Origin of the sequence: Methanoculleus nereidis (assembly GCF_032944295.1) — an archaeon.
Classification (GTDB): domain Archaea; phylum Halobacteriota; class Methanomicrobia; order Methanomicrobiales; family Methanoculleaceae; genus Methanoculleus; species Methanoculleus nereidis.
Map to the genome: position 1 here is coordinate 308,312 of NZ_JABFFQ010000001.1, position 14,657 is coordinate 322,968.

Sequence of the window (14,657 nt, forward strand, 5' to 3'; positions counted from 1 at the left end):
GTGTGCTTCTCCTGCCTCCGTGGACAGAAACTGGAGGAAAACGAAATGAACGGAAAAACTGGAATGCGGGTATTCTCCTTGCTCACGGCGCTGCTGCTGGTGGGCGTGGGGGTTGTGTCTGCGGTGAGCGCCCAGGATGTCACAGGGACCCTTCCCGCAGATAGCAGCGAGCCGGTCCTGGTCATCGGGGATTCTATGGATGTACTCATCACGGGTACTACATCGGTATCCGATATGCGAGCATCCGGAATCAACGCTCCAGAAGAGCTGAACATCCCGAAGGGCATTACCCGGTACGATCTCGTGACGTTCGATCATGCTGCACTGAACAAGCAGATACGGGGCGTACTCCCCCTCCAGATCCATGGCAAGGAGTACCAGGCCGAACTGCACAGGATGGATTTTGAGCAGATCGACGACGGCATCGACTCGTACGAGGGGGTGATCGTCGGCGTTGGCGGGAGCGATGTTCTCCTGACGACCGGGGAAAACGCCCTTGTCGGGAGTGTAACCTTCGGTAACGAAACATTCTGGATCACCCCGGTCGAGTCGCGAGCGCGCGCAAAGGGAGAAGCATCGCCTCTGCATGTCATCTACAGCTCTCAGGATATTGAAAATCCTGAAAAATGGAGTCTTATCGACTACGGGACGCTCACGCCCCCGGAAGGATACACTCCGATCGAAGTTCCCGAGAATCTGGAATCTTCCATGAGAGAACTCCAGGACCAGTATGCCACGGTCAATCTGCTGGTGGTTACCGATAACCAGTTCTACCAGGATCAGGACAACTGGAAAACAGTCGCTCAGGATATCGTAGCCGAAGCGAACCGGCAGTTTGACCGGGACGATATTAGGGTGACGCTCTGTGTAATGGCGTATACCGATTCAAAGCGGGTTCAACTCTCAAACCATTCTAACATCACGAGCAACCCCGTTGTTGCGGTCCAAGCGATCTATCCGAACACCGACCTTGATCTCTGGGCCGCAGATATTGCACTGTATGTTGGTGGTTACGATGCAGACGGTTCTGCACAGGGGGCTACTTACGGCTACTACCCATATCATCATCGGCATGCCTGGGCTCAGATGGTCCCTGACGACATCTTGTACCTGGGTACCACACACGGCCGCAGGTGCGTGAGCATCCATGAACTGGGGCACCTCTTTGATGCTGGTCACCAGGAGCTGGATGAAAACCGGACGATCCCGTCTTACCGTAGGGCCTACCAGTGGTATCAACCGTTTTCTCCTCCCCTCAACCTCAAGAATACCGTGACATACAGTTACTTCAATGAGTTGATGAGTACCACTGAATTTTCATCGGACGACTACCACGGGGATGCCGATCACGACAACGCAAGGAGAATCCGGGAGACGAAATGGACAGTTGCGAACTATCACTCCTGATGGGAGCCGATGCGAGTCTCACCCCTACCACCTTTTTAAATTGTTACCGGGTGGTTTGGTGGTACAGAAACCCCGGGCAGCATGTGTCAGAAAAGAAGAATGGGGGCCGCCGGAAGGATCCGGGGCGTTCTCTTTCTGGCAGGATCGGGCGAAAGAGATAAAAGAGGTCACATGAAATCGAAACATGACAGACGTTTGGTTATCGAGGGGGTTCTGGCGTTCATCGGCGTCATCCTCCTCGTTGCGATGGTTGTGCTCATGTGCACCGCCCTCTTCAACTGGCTCGAAGCAAGCGGTGGATCCCCGAGATTGGACGTCTGGGAGATCAGGGGCGAACTGCCGCCGGAAAATGCATCGATCATCCACCTGACCGAGAAAGACTTCGAGCAGCACCCGGCGCTCGACTCCGCAATCCGGGGCGACAACCGGGGTCCCGGACCCTGGTATTCGGGAGACACACCGTACGGTGTCCTCGACGAGCGAACGATTGGGAGCGCTCCGGTGACATACCTAGAACGGGAAGTACTTATCGAGTCGTTTGGTCCCGATGTCGAGGCGAGAAACCAGCCGTACATCGAATACGAGGGTGCGTATTACTACTTTCTCATCCTGATCCCCTAAAATCGGGTCAAAACAGGTGCTATTGGAATGGAAGAAGATAAAAATCCGAAATCAAGAAACCGGCTCAAAACGGCGGCCCTCGTCGTCGCCTGTGGTCTTGCCGGCGTCATCGCCATCGCGCTCGGCCTCATGCTCGCCGACGCCCTCATCATTTACGCTCACGAGAGTTCTGGGGAACAGCCGATGTTCTACGTTATGGAGAGAGCGGAGCCGGGGGGGAGCGTGATCGTTCCCCTGACTGAGCAGGACTTCGAACAGCACCCCGAACTCGCCGCAGTCATCCGGGGTGAGGAGCGGAACCCCTCGGCGTGGGAGTGGGGCTACCGGGATCAACGTGTCATCGGGGGAACTAAGGTCTCGTACACGGAGAGCAAGGCGCTCCATGATGCCTACGGTCCCCGAGAGGGGAGGGGGCTGTACCCGCTCATGGAGTACGAGGGTGCGTATTACGTGGTCCTGACGACATGGCCCTGAAGGGGAGTCCCCGTCGCCCGTGCTCGATATGCATCGCCTCTTTCCACGGGGGAGGCAAGTCGGAGGAAGTGAACTGAACCACAACATCAGTCTGGGCGTCACCGCCTGGCCTCGGGCCACCCTATCCCGCTATTATCCGGCCTTAGAGGCCGACTGGGGGAAAATCTCGGGAGGTACCATTCTCCCCCCTCAGCGAAGAAAAGGTTTGGGTTTTTCTGTTCCGAACCGGTTCTCCAGAGATCGGGTGAGTGCATCCTTTCGGGCACACCCCCTGGCGGGGACGGGGGCACACTGCCGTGCGATCGCCCCACAATGAGAGGGTTTAAGATGAATTCGGAAAAAAAACGGACGATGGCTGCCGGTTTTATATGGTCTCATGACACAGAATCGGATTGGGTGCCGCGTGCGGTACCCATTTGTGTGCGGGGGTCGCCCATCCCCAGGTCTGACGCCCCGGATGACGCACCCCCCATGCCCGGAGGCAATGGGCACGTAGGCGTTCTGTGCACTTAAATGTGTGATTCTTCAATGGATTCAAGCGACGATGCCTGGATGACGTTTGATGAGGTAAAGAGCGAGGTGGGTGCACAGAGGCCTTTTGTTCAGCCTGTGGGGCGGCGGCATGCCTATAGGAGGAGATAGGCCTTATGGTGATCACAGCGTTGCCTGCGTAGGTTATCACGACTATACGGAGGGCTGGGTGTCCATACATGACACATGGGATACTCAGATCCATAACGTAGTCTATGGTAACTGGTGGGGTGCCATGGCGACCTGGGTGAGGCCCTGACCCCTCTTTATGGTGGTAGATCCAGATGAAATCCCTGAAAACCGACAGAACCAGCAAATTCGCATTCATTCTCCTCCTGATCGCTATCGGTGCTTTCGGTATCCTCCTGCTCATTGACCTCCTCGCCATCGGTCCTGGGTATCCTCCCCCTGAGGCCCTGCAGAAATGGTATATCCCGCAGCCCCGGTACGAGTATGCGGAGAACGGCTCTGTCGCCGTAAATAGAACGATCGATGGGAATGTTGTCCTGCTCGGCGATATCGAAGACGGGTGTCCATTCTTATTCCCGGTCCTCTCACGGCACTGCAGCTATGCAATGTATGTCGACACCGTGTCGGGTGATCGGTATCTGGTCGTCAACTGGTACTTCGATGACAAGGCAGACCTCTTACAGGCTGAGATGGTCCTCTGCAGCCACCTCCGAGCATCTGGGAATGTCTCTTCCGCTGAGCTGTTCCTCTCCAAAGAACCTGATTTATCACAGGGGGAACCGATCTTTAGTCCCGTTGCCGTAACAAAATTCGATAATGAAACGTCTTTTGGTTATTTCACCGTTGTTGAGAAGCCGCTGTCCCCGGAACACGACGATTACTTCGTTGTTTACTATGGGGTGGTCGGGCCGGCCATTCTCCCTGATCACACTGCTACCTTGGAGAATCTTATGCTCCGGAGTTATTCGCTTCATGGTGCAAGGCCGCTCGCACCCTGCTCGGCACAGGAAGCGGCAACAGGGTCTACGCATTCCGTGTGCGAAGGCACGCCCCTCCCGCCCCGGGCAGCGGAATCTCCCGGGATAGTACATAGAAGGTCTTAAAATGCCACGAAAGATCGGTGCACTCGTCTGTCTCGCTCTCGCGATCATAGTCGGGTGCGTATGGGTTCTTGGTCCGGGCCAGGTCCCGGAAAGCCCTCTTCCCGCCAGGGCGGGCGCAGGTGAAGACAGATACTCCCTCAACGCTGAGTTCCCGGAGGTGCGGGACTCGTACACGCTCTACCGGGCAGTCCCTGTCACCGTCACGGAAGAGCAGGTCCGGGAGGTTGCGGAGCGGTTCGGGCTTGCGGGGGAACCGGGGACGATGAACAAAAAGACCGGGGAGTTCCTCCTCATCGATGCCTCGAAGGACCCGGAGGAGCAGGTATCGGTGTATGCACATTCCGGCGCCGTGGCCTACCACATCCCTGATCTGGAACTGCCGACCGAAGTGACCCGGCAGCCGGACCTTCCCTCGGATGCGGAGGCAGAGAAGATTGCGCTTGCGTTCCTGGAGAAGACCGGCATGCAGTCGCCGGATGCCCGGGTCGTGAAGACCGAGGTGAACCAGAAGCAGGAGGCCTGGGAAGCAGGTGCCACCGAGCCGAAGGTGTCGTACGACATCACCAAGGCAGTCAGGTTCGGCCGGTCACTCGACGGACTGCCGGTCTATGGCGACGAATTCGCGGCGATCCTGGGTGACGGCGGCAAGGTCGTCGGGCTCGTGAAAATCTGGCGTGAGGTGACGCCGGACGGGAATGTCAGCCTCCGATCCCCCGGGGAGGCGTATGAGGATCTTCGTGCAGCACGGACTGTCCGCCCTCACACGGGACAAGAGTACGATCAGATCACGATCGAGCATATCGCGATTGGTTACTGGATGGAGCCAAGGGGCTTTGTGCAGGACCTCGTTCGGCCGGTTTATGCGTTTTCCGGAACCGCGCTCCGGGACGGCGTTGAGGAACCGTATGTCGAATATGTCTTTGCCGATGAGGGGAAGCAGTGAGATCTACCCTTCTTCCCCGGTTTTTGGATATCCGTAGGAGAAATCTGCCCGCGGATACGCCCTCCGGAGTACCGGCATGACTGAATTCGGCTTTACTCAGGTGGTTCTTGTGACTCTGGAGACCGTAGTTTCCCTGGGTCGGGTCTATCTCTTCCTCCTCGGCACATTTGCCGTTGTTCTCTTTCTCTGGTACGCCTGGCCCCGCCTCACCGGCCGGGACCGGGGGCGGATCACGACAAAGGAGTATATCCTGATCGCCTTCAGTACCGTTCTCCTCTCCATGGCGATCCTGCTCCGCTGGCTCAGCCTCTCCCTGTGGGTGATCTCTACCCTTGCGGCCCTCTTCACCGCTGCTCTCTTCGTCTGGTTCTTTCGACCGTCCTTCACCGGGGGAAACATCCCGGTGCGGGAGTCTGCCTGGCTCGCTGTGGTCGTCTTCTGCCTGCCGCTACTGATCCTTTCCTGGTTCGGCATCGTCTCTTTTGTTCTGCTCCAGGTGCACGGTTCGTTCTTCCCGGCTATCGAGGTCTGGGTGTATCTGCTCGGGCTCGACGTCCTACTCCCGGTCCTCGGGATTCTCGTTCCACTCCGGCAGATTGGAAGCGCCCGAAAGCGGCGGCAGGGTGCTTGACGATCTCTCGGCCTGGAACGGCACCTGTGTCGCGATGCATTTCCCGGTTCCAACGACATTCGAGACGAGTTATATCATCGATGGGTCCCACGGGAGATCCCTATAGACGAAGCGATCTCCTTTCTGCATCTCGAGGACCAGCCGGAGAACATGATCATCACGCGGCTGGGGGATGGTTGCGGGGCCTGGGGCGCTTCACGTGGCCGCGACGAACTCCGGGACCTGGTCGACCCGTATCTGCCCGATCCGGCGGCTTCCTGACAACGTGGGCAATCCAACGGCATATAACGCATTTCCTTCTGCTCAAAATAGACATGTCCGACCTGTACACTATGGATCACCCATCCCCCATAGACGGGAAGTACGTGGGAGTCTGCGATGAGTATGGGACTCTGTACACCGCTTCCACCCGGGCGCTGGGCATCCCGACGCGGTTCCTGTCGTTCACCATGCAAGAAGTGTCTACTGGTAATGTATCAGGGCATGCCATCGCAGAATCGTGGAATGGAAATGCCTGGATACACTCGGATCCGACGTGGAACTCGTTTGATAACCCGCAAGTTTATAAGACAGCAGGAAACAGTCACATCAACATCACTGTCTACGGTGACGCCGATGACTCCTATTACACCCTGGATCCGAACGACCCGACCGGCGACGGCATTCTTAGGTATGAAGACTTCAGAACACAGATTCTCCTCGGAGAGGTTCCGAGGTACAATTAACCCTTTTTTATGAAGAAAGATATTGTCCTTCTGGCACTCGGGCTCGTCATTGCGGTACTCGCTTGCAGCGCCTCTGCAGGTGCAGTAGTGACGCCCCTTCCCGGACAGGGAAACCAGACCCAGATCCTGTACGGGGTCCACCCGAACGCGAAGACCAACGAGACGATTACCGCGTTCATAGCCGAACACGGAGAGATCTGGTGGCATGAGGGTGTGTACAATCACACCCACAAGTACGTGTACGTCGTGCCGGCGAACACCTGCGAAGAACAGCTCGTCTACTTTAACCGGATAGCCGATGAACACGGCGGCGAACAGTCTATTGAACGCATCTGGATTATCGGCTGCGACGAGGCGATGCCCCTGGCCGCAGAGCTCCGGTTCCCGGAGATCTTTGCGAAGTACCCGGCGCTCAGCAACGATGCAGAGCTGCGGTCGTACATTGAGAGTCAATCCCCAAACCGCTATGAGGAGGTTACGGCCAGGCCTTCGCGTGCGCAGGTCTATTTCATCAACGATACCGGCGTGTTCACGGAGTACATCGTCCTCCTCTCAGGAGGAGAAATTGTCTCTACAACATACGTCTCGGAGGAGAACCTCACGGTCGGGAGAGCCGAAGCGGAGGCGCAGGCCCTCTCCGGACAGCCCCCGGGCGCCAGCGTCGAGAACATCGTGCTGAAAGTCTACGGCGGCGACCGGATTGTCTGGGAGATTACCGTTCGAGCCGATCAGAAGACCGATGTTGTGCAGGTCCCTTCGGATCTGGCGTCCGGGCAGTCGATCCAGACAACGACGCCGGGGTTTGGGGCGGTCTTCGCGGTTCTTGGTGCCGGGGTGGGTTTTGTCCTGTACCGGAGGCGGAGATAGGGCCAGAATTACGGATGCCCTTTTTTGTTGTTCAACAACCCGGTTACCTGCTCTCGCCGCCGTGTAAGCCTTTCCGTCGTCCGGAGCGGCACTCTTTTCTGGCCCCCTTGCGGTCGCATTTGGGTTCGAAGGCAATCTGGTGAACCCAATGTGTAGATGCGCGGCACAGAAAGGGTTTATAGAAGAGCGTTGACTTTTCCGTCATGAATACCGGGTTCGGTGTCCCGGGACGCGACGGAAGGTGAAATCGATGGAAGAAAGGCGATTCATAAGCGGTATCGGTCGGAGGGGGTTGATCTCTGTCGCCCTGCTGCTCTTCATCCTGGCCGGCAGCGGCATAGCGTGCGCATCTCCGGGTGGAGAACCTCCGGCCGATGCGGGGGAGGGCCGGGAGGCCGTGCTGGCGGAGCCCGGAGATACGACGACGTATCACGGTTCCGAAAGTGCGTCCACCACCTTCTACAACCCCGTGCTCCTCGGGTGCGCTCTCGGGGCCGTGATCGTGCTCGCGGTGGGCTACTTCCTCACCCGGAGGTCCCGCGGGAAGGATGCACCGTGAGTCTGCTCTTCTTTCCGGCCGTCGCCTTCGTCCTTGCGTGGCCGTTCGCTCTCATAACCCTGGTCGGGAGGCTGGGACAGGAAAAGCGGCGCCCGGCGGTTTCGCTCGGGATAGGAGTCGTGGCGGTGGCGTCCGGCACGATCGCCACGGTTTACGCAGGCGCTCCCGCCGCCCCGCTGGTATCCGGTATAATCCTGCTCTTGATGGTTACGGTCTCGGCATCCGCCGTGGCGACGGCGTGTTTCCTGTTCGGGAACGTTGCTCCGAACGGCAGAAGACTATGTGCTGCAGCCGGGTCGCTGCTTCAGCTGCCGTTCCTGGTTGCCCTGTTCGTGGGCCCCGATAGATTACCCGGCGCCGCCCCGCCGGTCTTCGCGGAAAAACTGCCCCTCCTGGGCATACTCTTCGATGCTTTTGCAGAAGCAATCGGAACGGCCGGGGAGATCGGGTACCGGGGTTTCTTCTCTCTCGGTCTGCTGGCCGGGCTGTACCTGGAGGTATTCCTCGGTGCAGCGGCTGTCTGCCTGGTTGTGGGAATCGTGATGCGCAGCCCGGGTGAAGGTGCAACTGGAGGATGAAGCGATGACACCGACCAAAAGAAACCTCCGGATCTTTGCGTCGGTTGCCGCGTTCATCCTGCTGACCGTCGTTGCCGGATGCCTCGACCAGCCGCTGACCCCGGGCCATCGCACGCTGGAAGGGGACGTCTGGGTGCTGAAACTGGGCGATGCCGGGGACCGGGAGTGGTTCACCGTCATCGACAGCGGGAGGTTCGACGAAGCATTCTCCATCGTCGAGGTTCCCGGCGGCTACGCGATTGCCGGTTCGGTCTCGGATGCAGGCGAGTTTCATCCGACGCCGCGGGTTATCCTCCTCGATCGAGAAGGGGCGGTGACGTGGAATACGACCTACCCGACACCGGACGACCGCCGCGGGACGGGGATCGCGCCTGCCGGTGCTGGAGGGTTCGCCGTCGCGGCCTCCCGGGGCCTCCTCATCCTGACGGACGCAGATGGGAGCGAGCGGCACCGCACGGACCTTGCCGCGGAGGGGGATTACTGGGCGATCGCACCCTCGGGTGCCGGAGGCTGGATCGCGGCTGGTGACGACCAGGTTGCGAGGATCGACGCTAACGGCAGCGTCGCCTGGCAGGAGCCGGCCGGAGGCGTGAGTCCGGGTTCGATCCCGATTATCGTCCCGGACCCGGCGGGAGGATGCCTCGTCGCCGGGGAAGCAGCAGGGGCGCCCGGAACCGTCATAGCGGCGAAGTTCGACGACCGGGGTGCACCGGTCTGGAACACGACGCTCCGGTGCGATCCTGGAGAGCGCTACCTCCTCTCGGCGGCCCGGCAGGACCCGGCCGGCGGCTACAGCCTGCTTGCCGGGTTCACGGGTGCGGAACCGGCGGGAGTTCTGGAGGTCTCGCTCGGCGAGGACGGGAGCATCCTCCGGCAGAACGCGATAAACGCCTCGGCTCCCGTAACCTGGACTCCTGACGGCGGGTACCTCTCGGCGGCCCTCGCCGAGAACAACTACGGCGGTGCTCAACTCCGGGTGGAGAGGTTCGATGAGGACGGAGCCGCGTCATGGACGTCGACGCAGCGGCTGGACGAGTACAGCAGGGTCGTGGCCCTCATCCCGACGGCCGATGGCGGATCGGCGGTGCTTGGGATGTACATAAAGTACTGATGCCAGATAGAACCCCGCCATAACCCTGCGTCCGGGGTGGCGGGGTATCGGTGGATCTAACTCTGGGGCAGGGAGACACAGGTTGGATAATCGTTCTGCAATAAGAAGGTTTATGATGTGTTCGGTTCCAGCCGAACGATGCCTGCTGATTTTATATGTTCTAACGACCCAGAATCGCATCGGGTGCCGCGTGCGGTGCCCGCTCGTGTGGGGGGGTTGCCCATCCCCAGGTCTGACGCCCCGGATGACGCGCCCCGCAAGCCTGGAGGCAGTGGAAGTGTATGCACTTTCTGCACTTGAAGGTGTGCCCCTCCTGCCTCCGGGGAAAAACCGGAGGGAAAACACATGAACGGAAAAGTTGGAGTTTGGGCAGTCTCCGTGCTTCTGGCGATGCTGCTGGTGAGTGCGGTAGTTGCAGTGCCTGGAGCGGCCGAACAGTACGAATCTGCCGATCCTGTAGTTATCCGAGAATGCCTGCCTGCAAAAGAAGAAGTAGAGAAACTCAATGAGTTTGAAAGCCCTGTAGCGATACTTATCGACGAATTGAAGTCTAAAAACTACACAACTGAGGACATTACGCGAGAACTGGCGAAACAGGGTTATGGTTGGGATCCCAAAACCGGAGCTTGCTGGAAGGGGACGCCTCCTTCATCTGAAGAAATGAAAATCATTCAGAAAATTCGTGGTTCAGACTACTCACCATTTGATGCCGAAGTAGGTACGAGAGCACTTGAACAGGCCCTCCAGATGATGTACGTCACAAATAACAACGTGTACAGGGGAATCAACACATATATGAAGCCAAGCCAGATGATCGTCGAACAAGAAGGGACGTATCAACATGTAATTACGACACATGTTGGAAGGAAGCCGAATCCCTCGACCGAATGCTGGACCGAAGTGGGTGTTGCAAGGTCTGTCCCGGATAACGTGAAACAGCGCTTTACGTACGATAATGATGAGGGTGGGTGGCAGTTCCACGGCGAAACCGATTCGTCAACCTACAGGAACTACATCATCTACGTAACCGACACATATGAAAGCAGTGGTTACCTGTACCATATCTGGATCGATGGAGAGTGGGTGCGGAGCGGACACTTGGCGTTCAGAGAAAACGATGTTAACTATGCCAATGAGATCTGGTCGGACGAGAGTGTTCCTGCCTGGACCGACGACTCAGGTATTGCGGTTTATCAAGACGGTTTCCTCTATCAAGGGAATGGTGCGGTGTGGTGGAACGCGGAAGTTCCCACGCAGTGGTTCAGTTCTCCTGTTCCCTGTCCGATACGAGAATCCCACAGCATAGTAGGAAACGCATGGAAGTACTTTACCTGGATCTGATATGACAGAACGGTTGTTCGTAACAGGAGTGATCATTCTCATTTTTGCAACACTTGTATCCGGGTGCGTGGAGACGGAGGACGAGAAAGCGGAAGCGGTTCGAATTGCCCTGGAGAACACCACAGTAAGGGAGTATCTCTCTGGAGAGTACGAGATTCAGGATGTGTACTACGGCACGTTGACAAGTGCCTCCGGAGGTGTGGAACGGTCGGAACGGTTGCCTGTCGTCACCATAGATGCCGGAGACGTGCGTCTCTGGGTGTTCGTGGATCTGGAGAAGGAGGCGGTAGTTGCCGTCGCAAAGAATTACAAACGTACTCCCGCCATCGTTCTCCCGGCAACGCAGCCGGGATCGACGCCACCCGGGGGCGAAGCGCCCACGGTGCCGGTCCCCACACCCACCGGGACGCACCGATAGGAAGTCGTAATCTCACCGGACGGAGGAGACACAATCGAACCGTTGGTCCGGTGCGGCTCAACGCCGCCGTCATCCCCCAGAGGATGAATACTGACCTTCGACCTCCTTATTCCGCCGGATGGGACCAGGAGGTACACCGGCACGGAGCAGGCCACGCCGGAGTACACAGCACGGCCAGTACGGGCAATGCCCGGCGCCCCTCCGCGATCTTCGCGGAAGAATTGCCCGTTTTCGGCATACTCTTCGATGCTCTTGCAGCAGCGATCGGAACCGCCGGGGAACCCGGGTATCGCGGTTTCTTCTCTCTCGGGTTGCTGGCCGGGCTGTACCTGGAGGTATTCTTCGGTGTAGCGGTCGTCTGCCCGGTTGCAGGCATCGTGATGCGCAGCCTGGGTGGACATGAAGTGGAGGGTCGGAGGTAAACCCGGGAAAAGGTGGTGACCTGATGGGAAAAATCAATCCTCGTCGTTCTCGCGCTTGCTCTCCTGCTGCCCGGATCCAAATGCATCGAGACCACTGGCGGGAGTTCTTCGGCAAGGAATGCCGCTGCTACCCGGTGCGGTGCCTGTCCCCTGCACATGGCTGCCGTTTTCCGGCGTGAAACCATCCGGAAGTCCCGACGTGTAGACGGACGTCACAGAAATCGTTTATAGAAGAACGCCGAGATCCCTCTCATCCAATGAAAAGATCGGGTGAACAGGGTATGCAGGGAATTAGGATACTGATCGCAGCGGCGCTCATCCTTCCGGCGATCTCCACCGCCGCTCCGGTGTCCTCTGCCGGCGGGAGCACAAACTGGCTCGATACCTTCGACGAGTGGGTCACGCCCCGGGATATGTCGATGTACAACAAACCGGTGGTTCCCGAAGAGCCGAAGCGCCCGGGCCCGGAACTGGTCGAGAAATACCCCGGCCTGATCCTGCTCGATGAGAACGTGACGTTCCCCGACGCCGGGTGCGTGGTGGCGCCGGGGCTGCCGTCCGGCCCTGCGATGCACGTGGTCATGACCGATCCTGCGTACTTCAGCCCGGTTCCGCCTGCCTCGCGGCCGAACCTCACAAGCCTTCCGCCCCTCCGGAAGTACGACCTCGTGACCGCCGACCCGGCGGCGTTCGTCGCCGACGCGGGTTCGGGGGGTCCGGTGACGCTCCGCCTCCCCGGCGGGGAGTTCGTGCTCGACCTCGAACCGGTGCCGGGCCCCGTTGCGGAAGGCGCCCGGGCCTTCGTCAAGAACGAGTCGGGCACGTTTGCCGTCGCCCTTCCTTCTACATGGCGCTTTGAGGGGACGGTCGCCGGGGAGCCCGGGAGTTCCGCCGCGTTCACGGTCGGCACCGACGTGATCCTCGGGACGGTCCGGTGCGGCTCGACGTCGCTCGTCATCGACCAGGCCGGGACTGCCGACGTCGACGGAGAGCGGAGGATAGTGCATGTCATCTACGACGAGCGGGACGTTATCCCGAGATTCCGGCCCCTCGCCGTCGATCGCTGCGTGCCGCCGGACGGGGACGGGGGCTCTCCGGAAGCTACCGGGGCCCGGGTTGCAAGCCTCGCAAAGAGCCTGATCGACGCTATGGGGCCGGGAAGAGCCTGATGACTGAGGGGTCGCTGCTGCAGGGGTACCGGCCGGCCCCCGGGTAGCCGGATCAGCTGAGGACGAGGCTTCCGGTCTCCGCGCCACCTCTGTCCCCCTCGCTACAGGAGATGGTCCACTGATAGACCCCGGGCCCCTCCGGCTCCAGCCAGAACCCGATCTCCTGTCGTTGGGAGTCGTTGAGGACCGGCAGATCAAAGAACTTCCGAACGCTATTCATGCCACCATCACCATCCACCCGGAACTCCGCTGCCCGCAGGAACGCATCCGCGGTGTCCCGGTAGTCGCACCCCACCACGATACGGTAGCGCTCGCCGGGAGTGTAGGTGCGGGTGTAGGTTCGAGCCGATGCCGAGCAGGTTGCCCCGCCGGTCTCATCGACCTGCAAAATTCCCCCGTCGAGGTCGACCATCCCGTAGCTCGAGATGGAGAAGTCGGCCCGGTCGGCCCCAAGGACCGCATCGTCCGGTCCGTAGGCCACGACCGTGAAGGAGTGCGGCCCCGGGACCGGGCTGACCGTCTGGCCGTCCTCAAGATCCCGGATCAGGATCCCGTCGAAGTAACCGTCGGCACGGGCGACCACTTCTGGCCGTTCGAGGCGGTAGGAGAGCGGGACGGCCGCAAAGGTGAATAGGACTGGAGGGCCTTCGTCCGGTCCGGCTTCGTCCCCCCAGGGGATGGTGATGACGCTCCCGGATACCGCCGGCGGCACGATCTCTACCCCCTCCCCCATGACCGTCGCGACCGCTTTCGCCCCGGTAGGGCCGTAGGTGGCCGCCTGCACGACGTGGAACCCTCCCGGGAGGGTGACCGACCCGGACGGAAGCACCCCGAGGCCGGTCCCGTCGACGATCACCTCGACCGGCGCGTCATCCGGGGTTCTGAAGGTGACCGTTCCGTTCTCGACCGAGAGATCGATCTCCGGCGCGTCATCGGCCGTGTCAATCCCCACAATCGTCCCGGCGACGATCTCTGCGCATTCCGCGGCAAGGGTGTAGTTGAGCTTCTCAGGCCGGTCGTCGGGAGTATGGATGATCGCATGACTGTCGCGCTCGTAGAGCCGGAGCGCCGGTATCCCGGCGGCACGGAAGGCGTGTTCGTCTCCCCGTGCAGCGTCGAGCAGCCGCGCCGGCGTCTCCTCGATGCACGGCGGGAGCAGATCGAGGGTCCACCGGTGCTGAGGGAGCGCTGTTGCGAGCAGCCGATCCCCGGAGGCGATGCAGTCGAGGTTTATCGCCGCGACGATCCGGTCGTGGAGGTCCGGGTTGTCGGCGAGCCACCGTGTGCTCCCCTCAAGCCCGGTCTCCTCGCCGCCGAAGGCGATGAAGTAGGTCGTCTGATTCAGGGGAGTGGCGTTGAGGATCCTGGCGACCTCGAGCATCGTTGCGACGCCTGCGGCGTTGTCGTCGGCGCCGGGAGTCTCCGGGACGGCGGTGTCGTAGTGCGCCGAAATAACGACGATCCGGTCGCTCGCCCCCTCCCTGACGCCGATGATGTTTGAGGAGAGGGCCAGCGGCGGGTCGAAGTAGCAGTTGGCGTACGAAAATCTCCCGGTGCTGACCGAGAGCCCGCGCTCCTCCATCGCGGTGGCGATGTAGGTAGCCGCTGCAGTCCGCTCTTTTGACCCCAGCGCCCGTTCGAACGTGCAGAGGTCATACGTCATCTCCTCGATCCGTGCAGGATCGGCCGTAAGATCGTCGAGGGCGGCCGCCGGCGCGATCCCGGCGAGCACCACCAGGAGCACAGCGGCGACCCTTAGTATTAATGGTTGTCTCATGGTTCTCTCT

General features: G+C 59.9%; 16 protein-coding genes. 15 read left to right on the forward strand and 1 reads right to left on the reverse strand.

The window, feature by feature from the left end; translation table 11 throughout:
* Positions 1-45 precede the first annotated feature (45 nt).
* The 15 genes from HL657_RS01740 to HL657_RS01810 all read left to right on the forward strand — a co-directional run bounded on the left by HL657_RS01740 (position 46) and on the right by HL657_RS01810 (position 12,870).
* Positions 46-1,407: a hypothetical protein gene (locus tag HL657_RS01740; protein WP_161485897.1), complete on the forward strand. Its 1,362-nt coding sequence runs from the start codon at positions 46-48 to the stop codon at positions 1,405-1,407.
* A 171-nt stretch (positions 1,408-1,578) separates the two neighbouring features.
* On the forward strand, positions 1,579-2,028 hold the full coding sequence (locus HL657_RS01745) for a hypothetical protein (protein WP_048115122.1): 450 nt from the start codon (positions 1,579-1,581) through the stop codon (positions 2,026-2,028).
* A 27-nt stretch (positions 2,029-2,055) separates the two neighbouring features.
* Positions 2,056-2,502, forward strand: coding sequence for a hypothetical protein (locus HL657_RS01750; RefSeq protein ID WP_011842993.1), 447 nt, complete (start codon positions 2,056-2,058; stop codon positions 2,500-2,502).
* 815 nt (positions 2,503-3,317) lie between these two features.
* The gene (locus HL657_RS01755) at positions 3,318-4,106 is read left to right on the forward strand and encodes a hypothetical protein (protein ID WP_317295123.1); all 789 of its coding nucleotides are present in this window, start codon (positions 3,318-3,320) and stop codon (positions 4,104-4,106) included.
* Between the two features lies 1 nt (position 4,107).
* Positions 4,108-5,049: a calcium-dependent protein kinase gene (locus tag HL657_RS01760; RefSeq protein WP_067077882.1), complete on the forward strand. Its 942-nt coding sequence runs from the start codon at positions 4,108-4,110 to the stop codon at positions 5,047-5,049.
* Between the two features lie 76 nt (positions 5,050-5,125).
* Positions 5,126-5,680 carry a hypothetical protein gene (locus tag HL657_RS01765; RefSeq protein ID WP_153020038.1) on the forward strand — a complete coding sequence of 185 codons (555 nt, stop codon included), beginning with the start codon at positions 5,126-5,128 and terminating at the stop codon, positions 5,678-5,680.
* A gap of 314 nt (positions 5,681-5,994) precedes the next feature.
* Positions 5,995-6,405, forward strand: coding sequence for a transglutaminase-like domain-containing protein (locus tag HL657_RS01770; protein WP_317295124.1), 411 nt, complete (start codon positions 5,995-5,997; stop codon positions 6,403-6,405).
* A gap of 9 nt (positions 6,406-6,414) precedes the next feature.
* Positions 6,415-7,272 carry a hypothetical protein gene (locus tag HL657_RS01775; RefSeq protein ID WP_317295125.1) on the forward strand — a complete coding sequence of 286 codons (858 nt, stop codon included), beginning with the start codon at positions 6,415-6,417 and terminating at the stop codon, positions 7,270-7,272.
* A 250-nt stretch (positions 7,273-7,522) separates the two neighbouring features.
* Positions 7,523-7,831, forward strand: coding sequence for a hypothetical protein (locus tag HL657_RS01780; RefSeq protein WP_317295126.1), 309 nt, complete (start codon positions 7,523-7,525; stop codon positions 7,829-7,831).
* Positions 7,828-8,409, forward strand: coding sequence for a hypothetical protein (locus HL657_RS01785; protein ID WP_317295127.1), 582 nt, complete (start codon positions 7,828-7,830; stop codon positions 8,407-8,409). Before HL657_RS01780 ends, HL657_RS01785 begins: the two co-directional genes overlap by 4 nt.
* A gap of 4 nt (positions 8,410-8,413) precedes the next feature.
* Complete coding sequence (locus tag HL657_RS01790) at positions 8,414-9,520, forward strand: hypothetical protein (RefSeq protein ID WP_317295128.1); 1,107 nt, start codon at positions 8,414-8,416, stop codon at positions 9,518-9,520.
* A gap of 345 nt (positions 9,521-9,865) precedes the next feature.
* Complete coding sequence (locus HL657_RS01795) at positions 9,866-10,861, forward strand: hypothetical protein (RefSeq protein ID WP_317295129.1); 996 nt, start codon at positions 9,866-9,868, stop codon at positions 10,859-10,861.
* Position 10,862: 1 nt separating this feature from the next.
* Entirely contained in the window at positions 10,863-11,279 is a 417-nt protein-coding gene (locus HL657_RS01800) for a hypothetical protein (protein WP_317295130.1), read from the forward strand.
* Positions 11,280-11,500: 221 nt separating this feature from the next.
* Positions 11,501-11,701: a hypothetical protein gene (locus HL657_RS01805; protein WP_317295131.1), complete on the forward strand. Its 201-nt coding sequence runs from the start codon at positions 11,501-11,503 to the stop codon at positions 11,699-11,701.
* A gap of 257 nt (positions 11,702-11,958) precedes the next feature.
* The gene (locus tag HL657_RS01810; protein ID WP_317295132.1) at positions 11,959-12,870 is read left to right on the forward strand and encodes a hypothetical protein; all 912 of its coding nucleotides are present in this window, start codon (positions 11,959-11,961) and stop codon (positions 12,868-12,870) included.
* Between the two features lie 52 nt (positions 12,871-12,922).
* Here the strand turns inward: HL657_RS01810 and HL657_RS01815 are convergent, their stop codons facing one another.
* A complete protein-coding gene (locus HL657_RS01815) occupies positions 12,923-14,647 on the reverse strand; it encodes a M28 family metallopeptidase (protein WP_317295133.1) in 1,725 nt (574 codons plus the stop codon).
* Between the last annotated feature and the right edge of the window lie 10 nt (positions 14,648-14,657).